The organism is Oceanicola sp. S124, assembly GCF_000220565.1.
Classification (GTDB): Bacteria; Pseudomonadota; Alphaproteobacteria; order Rhodobacterales; family Rhodobacteraceae; genus Pseudooceanicola.
On sequence record NZ_AFPM01000066.1, the window covers coordinates 1 to 8,639 of the forward strand.

8 protein-coding genes are annotated in these 8,639 nt (G+C 67.3%); all 8 read left to right on the plus strand.

The annotated features are described in order from the left end of the window. A partial coding sequence (locus tag OS124_RS23780; RefSeq protein WP_010138399.1) for an ABC transporter ATP-binding protein occupies window positions 1-1,192 on the plus strand: 1,192 nt, incomplete at its 5' end. Further along, the gene (locus OS124_RS0105580) at window positions 1,182-2,234 is read left to right on the plus strand and encodes an ABC transporter permease (RefSeq protein ID WP_010138400.1); all 1,053 of its coding nucleotides are present in this window, start codon (window positions 1,182-1,184) and stop codon (window positions 2,232-2,234) included. The genes OS124_RS23780 and OS124_RS0105580, both read left to right, overlap by 11 nt. Continuing rightward, entirely contained in the window at window positions 2,231-3,172 is a 942-nt protein-coding gene (locus OS124_RS0105585; protein WP_010138401.1) for an ABC transporter permease, read from the plus strand. Before OS124_RS0105580 ends, OS124_RS0105585 begins: the two co-directional genes overlap by 4 nt. Window positions 3,173-3,509: 337 nt before the next feature. Beyond that, entirely contained in the window at window positions 3,510-4,463 is a 954-nt protein-coding gene (gene ytfQ / locus OS124_RS0105590; protein WP_010138402.1) for a galactofuranose ABC transporter, galactofuranose-binding protein YtfQ, read from the plus strand. A gap of 111 nt (window positions 4,464-4,574) precedes the next feature. After that, on the plus strand, window positions 4,575-6,092 hold the full coding sequence (locus tag OS124_RS0105595) for a sugar ABC transporter ATP-binding protein (RefSeq protein ID WP_010138403.1): 1,518 nt from the start codon (window positions 4,575-4,577) through the stop codon (window positions 6,090-6,092). Next, the gene (locus OS124_RS0105600) at window positions 6,092-7,147 is read left to right on the plus strand and encodes an ABC transporter permease (protein ID WP_010138404.1); all 1,056 of its coding nucleotides are present in this window, start codon (window positions 6,092-6,094) and stop codon (window positions 7,145-7,147) included. Before OS124_RS0105595 ends, OS124_RS0105600 begins: the two co-directional genes overlap by 1 nt. Beyond that, a complete protein-coding gene (gene yjfF / locus OS124_RS0105605) occupies window positions 7,144-8,136 on the plus strand; it encodes a galactofuranose ABC transporter, permease protein YjfF (protein ID WP_010138405.1) in 993 nt (330 codons plus the stop codon). The genes OS124_RS0105600 and yjfF overlap by 4 nt, the downstream gene beginning before the upstream one ends. After that, window positions 8,133-8,639: FadR/GntR family transcriptional regulator (locus OS124_RS0105610; protein ID WP_010138407.1), on the plus strand; the 507-nt coding region annotated here is incomplete at its 3' end. The genes yjfF and OS124_RS0105610, both read left to right, overlap by 4 nt.

Genomic DNA, 8,639 nt, shown 5'->3' on the forward strand with positions numbered 1-8,639 from the left:
GGTCGAGCTGTCCGAACGCTTTGGCCTGAAGGTCGATCCGGACGCCCGCGTATCGGACCTGTCCGTTGGCGAATGTCAGCGGGTCGAGATCCTGAAGGCGCTCTACAACGACGCCCGTATCCTCATCCTTGATGAACCCACGGCGGTGCTGACCGCGCAGGAGGCCGAGGGGCTTTTCGCCACGCTGAAGGACATGGCCGCCAAGGGGCTGTCGCTGATCTTCATCAGCCACAAGCTGGGCGAGGTCATGTCGGCCTCGGACCGCGTGGTCGTGCTGCGGCGCGGCAGGGTGGTGGCCGAACGGCGCACCTCCGAGACCTCGAAAGAGGAACTGGCCGAGCTGATGGTGGGCCGTGCCGTGCAGCGCCCCGAGCGGCCCCCGGCGACGCCCGGCGCGGTGCTGTTGGAGGCCGTCGACCTCAGCCTTGCCGGGCGCGGTGGCGCCTCGCTGAAATCCGTCAACTTCCGGCTTCATGCCAATGAGACCCTCGGCGTGATCGGCGTCTCGGGCAATGGCCAGACGACGCTGGCGGGCGTGGTCTCGGGGCTGCATGCGCCGGACGGCGGCGCGTTGCTGGTCGAGGGGCACGAGGTTGACCGTTTCGACGTGCCCCACGCCATCGCCTCGGGCATCGGTCGCATCCCCGAGGACCGAAACGCCGAGGGCTCAATCGGTGACATGGCGACCTGGGAGAACGCGGTGCTGGAGCGGATCTGGGCACCTGAGTTCTCCAGGGGCGGCGTCGTGAAGCGCGCCGCCGCGCGGGCGGAAACCCAAGGGATCATAGAGGCTTACGACGTGCGCGGTGCCAGCGTTGACGGGCGTATCCGGCTGCTGTCTGGCGGCAACATGCAGAAGCTGATCCTGGGCCGGGTGCTGAACGCGGGGCCGAAGATCCTGGTGGCGGCGCAGCCCAGTCGGGGGCTGGACGAGGGCGCCATCGCGGGCGTTCATGAGCGGCTCCTCGAGGCCCGGGGCCGGGGTGCCGGCGTGCTGCTGATCTCCGAGGATCTGGACGAGGTCATGGCCCTCTCCGACCGCATCTGCGCCATCGTGAACGGGCGGCTCTCGCCTGCGATCCCGGCCGAGAAGGCCAATTCCCAGATTCTGGGGCTGATGATGGCGGGCGACTGGTCCGCCGCCGAACAGATCGAGACCGAGACCGCCCGGGGGAGCACCGATGCGCTTTGAAAGACGAGACCACCCGTCGCGGGGCCTGACCCTGCTGGCGCCGCTCGGCGCGATCCTCGCCGCGCTTCTGGGCGCGGGCGTGCTGATCGCCATCGCCGGGGCCAATCCGCTGGAAGCCTACGGGCTTATCCTGAAGGGGGCGCTTGGCTCGCGGCTTGGCTTTTCCGAGATGCTGACCCGCGCGACGCCGCTGATCCTGACCGGCCTTGCCGCCGCCGTGGCCTTCCGGGCGCGGCTGTGGAACATCGGCGGCGAAGGGCAGTTCTACATGGGCGCGCTGGCTGTCGCGGCCTTCGGGATGATCCCGGCGATTGCCTCTCTGCCCGCGCCGCTGGCCATCTTGCTGTGCCTGATCGCCGGGGCCGTCGCGGGCATGGTCCTGCTGTTGCTGCCGCTTGGTCTGCGGCTGAAGTTCGGCGTCGACGAGGTGGTCACCACGTTGCTGCTGAATTTCGTCGCCGTGCTCTTCGTTTCGCTGATGATCGAGGGGGCGATGAAGGATCCGCTGGCCTTCGGCTGGCCGCAGTCGGTGCCGGTGCCCGACAGCGCCGTGTTGCCCAAGCTGATGGAGCGCACGCGCCTACACGCCGGTCTGGTCATCGCCGTGGTCATGGCGGTGGCGGTCTGGTGGATCCAGTCGCGCACCGTCTTCGGCATGCGCGCCCGCGCTACGGGCCTGAACCCGCGCGCGGCCTCCTTCGCCGGAGTGCCGCTTGGCCGGACGCTGATCGTCGTCGCTTGCCTGTCCGGCGGAATGGCGGGCCTTGCGGGCGCTATCGAGGTCATGGGGGTCAAGGGCTATGTCAGCACCGACCTCTCGCCCAGCTATGGTTACTCGGGCATCATCATCGCCATGCTGGCCAACCTGAACCCGCTGGGCGTGATCGCCGCGGCGCTCTTCTCGGCGGTGATGTTCGTCGGCGCGGACAGCATGAGCCGCGCCCTGGGCATCCCCAGCTATATCGCCGATGTCACCGTCGCCCTGTCGCTGCTGACCATGCTGGTGGCGATCTTCCTGACCCAGTACAGGATCCGCAAATGAGCACGCTTCTCGATATCCTCTCCTCCATCGGCATGTGGGAGGCGGTGCTGCGCATCGCCACGCCACTGATCTTCGGCACCCTCGGCGTGCTGCTCTGCGAAAGGGTCGGGGTGCTGAACCTCGGGATCGAGGGGATCATGACCTTCGGCGCCATGGTCGGCTGGCTGACCGTCTACTCGGGCGGAGACCTCTGGACCGGCATGCTGGCCGCCGCCGCTGCTGGCGCGCTCTTCGGCCTGCTGCATGCGATGATGACGGTGCCGCTTGGCCTCTCCCAGCACGTCACGGGCCTTGGCATCACGCTCTTTGCCTCCAGCCTGTCCTATTACATCTTCCGCCTCGCCGTGCCGACGGCCTCCTCGCCGCCGACGGTGACGCCGTTCAAGCCGCTGCCGATCCCGGGGCTGTCCGAGATTCCCTTCGTGGGCCCGGTGCTGTTCAGCCAGACCCCGCCGACCTACCTGGCGCTGGCGGTGGTCGCGCTGCTGGCCTTCGGGCTCTACCGCACGCCGCTTGGCCTGGCGCTGCGGATGACGGGCGAGAACCCCCATGCCGCCGATGCCCAGGGGCTTGATCCCATCGGGCTGCGCATCGGGGCGATCATGGCGGGCTCGGCGCTGATGGCCATGGGCGGGGCGTTCCTGACACTGGCGGCCTTCAACAGCTTCTTCCCGACGATGATCCAGGGGCGCGGCTGGATCTGCGTGGCGCTGGTGGTCTTCGCCTCGTGGCGACCGGCCCGGGCACTTCTGGGCGCGCTGCTGTTCGCCTTCTTCGACGCCTTCCAGCTGCGGCTGCAGACGGTGGTCGACGGGGTGCCCTACCAGCTGTTCCTGATGCTGCCCTACCTGCTGTCGATCCTTGCCCTGATCCTGATGGCGCGGCGCGCCCGCGTGCCGCAGGCGCTGATGCAACCTTACCGGCGGGGCGAGCGCTAGGCGCCGCCACCGCAGTTCAAACGCCAGACGGCGCGTCCCCCGGGGCGCGCCGTTTTCACTTTCACCGGCGCCGGGGCGCGGCTGTCAGCGGCATGGGCCGACCCTTGTCGGGCTTGCCTGTCGCCGCGCCAAGGCGCAGCCTGAGCGTCGGGGCCCCCCTCGGACACCCTCGGCCTGGTGCGTTTCCGCGCTGCAGCATCTCTGCCGCGGCGGGGTCTTCACGCGGGCGTGATCTTCTAAATGATTGAAAAAGTACGACTATTATCCCGCTTTACAGAATCAAATAAGTCATACTTAATCGAATGCACGAACAGAACCTGTTCGAAGGGAGGAAATCATGAAACTCAGAACCACGCTCCTTGCGAGCGCCGTCACCCTGTTGCCTGTCGCCACGATGGCCGCCGACATGACCATTGGCTTCTCGCAGATCGGATCGGAGTCCGGCTGGCGTGCCGCCGAGACCACGGTCACCCGGCAAGAGGCCGAAGCGCGCGGCATCGATCTGAAATTCGCCGATGCGCAGCAGAAGCAGGAAAACCAGATCAAGGCCCTGCGCAGCTTCATCGCCCAGGGGGTCGACGCGATCCTGCTGGCGCCGGTCGTCGCCACCGGCTGGGATCAGGTGCTGGAAGAGGCCGCTGATGCCGAGATCCCGGTGGTGCTGCTGGACCGCACCGTGGATGCCGACGAAAGCCTCTACCTGACCGCCGTGACCTCGGACCTCGTGCACGAGGGCAATGTGGCCGGTCAGTGGCTGGTCGATGAAGTGGCCGGGGAGGACTGCCGCGTCGTCGAACTGCAGGGCACCACCGGCTCGTCGCCCGCCATCGACCGCAAGACCGGCTTCGAGCAGGCGCTGGAAGGCCATGACAACCTGGAGATCGTGCGCAGCCAGACCGGCGACTTCACCCGCAGCCAGGGCAAGGTCGTGATGGAGAGCTTCCTGAAGGCCGAGGGCGGAGAGAACATCTGCGCGCTCTATGCCCATAACGACGACATGGCCGTCGGCGCGATCCAGGCGATCAAGGAAGCCGGGCTGGCGCCGGGCGAGGACATCCTGATCGTCGCCATCGACGCCGTGCCGGATGCCCACCTGGCGATTGCCCAGGGCGAGATGAACGCCACGATCGAGCTGACGCCGAACATGGCAGGCCCGGCGCTGGACGCCCTGGAAGCCTACTTCACCGATGGCACCATGCCGCCGAAGTGGATCCAGACCGAAAGCAAGCTCTATACTGCCGCTGACGACAACCAGGCGGTCTACGAGATGAAGAAGGACCTGGGCTACTGATCCCGGTCGTGTCCCGGGGTGAAGGGCCCCGGGGCGCTTCCATCGCTGCCCGACAGGTCATGATGTCGGGCAGCGCCTTCATCCCGGGGCGGCCCAAGACGAGTTGACGCAATGCCAGATGACATCCGCCCGCTGCTTCATGCCAGCGGGATTTCCAAATTCTTCCCCGGGGCCGTGGCCCTCGACGAGGTCGAGCTGACGCTGCTCCCCGGCGAGGTCCATGCGCTTCTGGGCGAAAACGGCGCGGGCAAGTCCACGCTGATCAAGTGCCTGACCGGGGCCTACCGCCGTGACGGCGGCACGATCACCCTCAACGGGGCCGAGATCGACCCGGCCTCGACCAACGAGAGCCAGGCGCTTGGCATCGGCACGGTCTACCAGGAGGTCAACCTGCTGCCCAACCTGACCGTGGCCGAGAACCTCTTTCTGGGGCGCCAGATCACCCGGGGCGGGCTGCTGCGCCGCCGCGCCATGATCCGCGCCGCCCGCGAGGTGCTGCTGGACTACGGGCTGGATATCGACCCGGCCGAGCCGCTGACCAGCTACTCGGTTGCCGTGCAGCAGGTGGTCGCCATCGCCCGCGCGGTCGAGATGTCGGGCAAGGTGCTGATCCTCGACGAACCCACGGCCTCGCTGGACCGCGACGAGGTGCAGCTGGTCTTCTCGGTCATCCGCAAGCTGCGTGATCGCGGGTTGGCGGTGGTCTTCATCACCCATTTTCTCGACCAGGTTTTCGAGATCTCCGACCGCGCCACCGTGCTGCGCAATGGCCGCGTGGTGGGCGAGAGGGATCTTGGCCAGGTGACGCCGAACGATATCGTCACGCTGATGCTGGGTCGCCAGCTGGAAGAGCGCGTGCATGAACGCAAGGGCGGCCGTGCCGGCGAGGTGCTGGTCGAGGTCGAGGCCCTCGGCAAGCGCGGCATGATCGAGCCCTTCGACCTGACCATCCACGAAGGCGAGGTCGTCGGCCTTGCCGGGCTGCTCGGATCGGGGCGGACCGAGACGGCGAACCTGCTGTTCGGCGCCGTGCAGGGCGATCAGGGACGCCTGCGCAAGCGTGGGCAAGAGATCCGCATCACCCGGCCGCGCGACGCGATCACCCAGCGGTTCGCGCTTTGCCCCGAGGATCGCAAGACCGACGGCATCGTCGGCGACCTCTCGGTGCGTGACAACATCATCCTGGCGCTGCAGGCCCGGCAGGGCTGGACGCGGCCGCTGCCGCGCGCCCGGGTCAACGAGATCGCCGAGCACTACGTGCGGGCGCTGGATATCCGGCTGGCCAGCCTCGACATGCCGATCCGGCTGCTGTCGGGGGGCAATCAGCAGAAAGCGCTGCTGGCGCGCTGGCTGGCAACCCAGCCCGAGCTGCTGATCCTCGACGAACCCACACGCGGCATCGACGTCGGCGCCCATGCCGAGATCATCGCCCTGATCGAGCGCCTGCGCGAAGAGGGCATGGCGCTGCTTGTCGCCTCGTCCGAGCTGGAGGAACTGGTGGCCTATTCCACCCGTGTCATCGTGCTGCGCGACCGCCGCCAGGTCGGAGAGCTGACCGGCGACCAGATCACCCCGTCCAACATCGTCGCCGCCATCGCAGCCGAAGCGCCGAAGGAGGTCACAGCCTGATGTCCGCCACCACCCCTTCCGTCTTCAAGCGCATCCTGCCGCAGCTGATCATCCTCGCGGTGGTGCTGGCGCTGAACGTCATCGTCTTTCCCGGCTTCCTCAATATCGAGGTCCACAACGGCCGCATCTTCGGCAACCTGATCGACGTGCTGAACCGGGGCGCGCCCGTCGCGCTGCTCTGTATCGGCATGACTCTGGTCATCGCCACCCGCGGCATCGACCTGTCGGTCGGCGCGGTCATGGCCATCGCGGGGGCCACGGCGGCCTCGCTGGTCAGCGACGGGCACCACTGGACGACCTCGCTGCTTGGCGCGTTGCTGGTCGGCTCGCTCTGCGGGCTGTGGAACGGCTTCCTCGTGGCGGTGCTGCGCATCCAGCCCATCGTGGCCACGCTGGTGTTGATGGTCGCCGGGCGCGGCATCGCCCAGCTGATCACCGAGGGTACCATCCTGACCTTCATAGACCCCGGGCTGATCCGCCTCGGCGCGGGCACGATCATCGGCATCCCGACGCCGATCCTGATCTGGATCGCGCTCGGGGCAGGGGCGATCCTTGCGGTGCGCCGCACGGCCCTTGGCATGCTGATCGAGGCCATCGGCATCAACGAGGCCTCCTCGCGCCTCGCCGGCATCAACTCCCGCGTGCTGCTGATCTGCGTCTACGCCATGACCGGCCTCTGCGCCGCGCTGGCCGGTGTCATCGTCGCCGCCGACATCAAGGGGGCGGATGCCAACAACGCCGGGCTCTGGCTTGAGCTGGATGCGATCCTTGCGGTGGTCATCGGCGGCAACTCCCTGCTGGGCGGGCGGTTCTCGATCCTCGCCTCGCTTCTGGGGGCGCTGATCATCCAGTCGGTGAACTCGCTGATCCTGCTCTCGGGCATGCCGCCGGAGTTCAACCTGATCATCAAGTCGGTGCTGATCCTCTGCATCCTGGTCATCCAGTCGCCCAAGGTCGGCCACCTCATCTACATGCTGCGGGCCTCCAGCCTGCATGTCCCCCCGCCCGAGCCCCCCTCGCGGCGCGTGCTGACGCCCAAGGAGGACGCCCAGTGATCCGTTCGACCCACCTGCCGCTGCTGGTCACGCTGCTGACCTTCGTGCTGGCCTATGCGCTCTGTGCAGCGCAGTACCCGGCGATGCTTTCGACCCGCGTCATTGCCAACCTGCTGACCGACAACGCCTTTCTCGGGATCGTCGCGGTCGGCATGACCTTCGTCATCCTGTCGGGCGGCATCGACCTTTCCGTCGGCTCGGTCATCGCCTTCACCGGGGTCTTCCTTGCGGTCATCCTGCGCGAGACCTCGATCCACCCGCTGACCGCCTTCGTGCTGGTGCTGGTGCTGACCACCGCCTTCGGCGCGGCCATGGGCGCGGTGATCCACTACTTGGAAATGCCGCCCTTCATCGTCACTCTGGCGGGGATGTTCTTTGCCCGGGGCGCGGCCTACGTGCTGTCCACCGACAGCGTTCCGATCGAGCACGAGTTCTACGACTTCCTGCAATCGCTCTATTACAAGGCGCCGGGCGGCGGGCGGTTCCGGCTGATCGGCGCGGTGATGCTGCTGGCCTTCGTGGCCGGCGGGCTGGTGCTGCACCGCACCCGGCTGGGCCAGAACGTCTATGCCCTTGGCGGCGGCGTTGCCACGGCGCGCCTGATGGGGGTGCCGCTGGCCCGCACCACGGTCTCGATCTATGCCATCTCGGGCGGGCTGGCGGGCCTCGCGGGGATCGTCTTCTCGCTCTACACCTCGGCGGGCTATTCGCTGGCGACGGTGGGCGTCGAACTGGACGCCATCGCGGCAGTGGTCATCGGCGGCACGCTGCTGTCGGGCGGTTACGGCTTCGTGGCGGGCACCTTCTTCGGCATCCTGATCATGGGGCTGATCCAGACCTACATCGTCTTCGACGGGACATTGTCGAGCTGGTGGACTAAGATCGTCATCGGAGCGCTGCTCTTCGCCTTCATCCTGCTGCAAAAGGGACTGACTTGGGCCACGACAAGCCGAAAGAGAGTTCGGACTGGCTCCGCCACGCCGTCATGACAGTTGTCTCGGCCGACGCCCGGCGGGCGCGGACTTCGAACCATACCAGTTTCGTGGTCGAGCAGCTTGGGCGTGCCATCGTGGCAGGTGAATACCCGGCCGAGACGATGATCCCGCTGGATCCGGACCTCTGCGAGATGTTCGACGTCTCGCGCACCGTGGTGCGCGAGGCCAAGAAGACCCTGGCCGCCAAGGCGCTGATCCAGTCCAAGGCCAAGGTGGGCACCCATGTGCGCCCGCCGGATGACTGGAACATGTTCGACGAGGACGTGCTGCGCTGGCATTCGGCGGTGAAGTCTCCCGGTCGTTTCTATGACGAGCTGTTCGAGATCCGCCTGATCTTCGAGCCCGCCGCCGCCGCCCGCGCCGCGCGCCAGGCCAACCAGGTCGACTGCGACCAGCTCTTTGCGCTCTGCGACGAGATGGAGACGGCACGCTCACGCGCCGATTTCGCCGTGGCGGACTACGAGTTCCACAAGCAGGTGCTGCGCATCTCGGGCAAT